This is a genomic window from Bacillus sp. SIMBA_008, assembly GCF_046535495.1.
Classification (GTDB): Bacteria; Bacillota; Bacilli; order Bacillales; family Bacillaceae; genus Bacillus; species Bacillus subtilis.
Genome location: NZ_JAWRWL010000861.1, coordinates 1 through 254, shown reverse-complemented (window position 1 = coordinate 254; position 254 = coordinate 1). Strand labels below are relative to the sequence as shown.

The following is a 254-nucleotide window of genomic DNA, read 5'->3' as shown; positions in this document are numbered from 1 at the left end:
GACAATCTCATGAAACGATTCAACAATTTCCAAAAGGTACCCGATCTCTTGCAAGGTCTGCTGAATATCTGTCTATTCTTTCTAGCCCTTGCTTTAAGCGTTCTCTTAATCAGTGAAACGTGGTATATTGTCCAATTTGTCTACAAGAATGTGGTCAACAAAGGAGAAAGCTATTATGAAATGCTTGGTGAGCTGCTGATCTTCTTTATGTACTTTGAGTTTATTGCCTTAATTATTAAGTACTTTAAATCAAA

At 35.4% G+C, this 254-nt stretch carries 1 protein-coding gene; it reads left to right on the top strand.

The features are described from left to right. Positions 1-9: 9 nt before the first annotated feature. Positions 10-254 (top strand): phosphate-starvation-inducible PsiE family protein (locus tag SB658_RS25790; protein WP_410603312.1); only part of this gene is annotated, 245 nt, incomplete at its 3' end.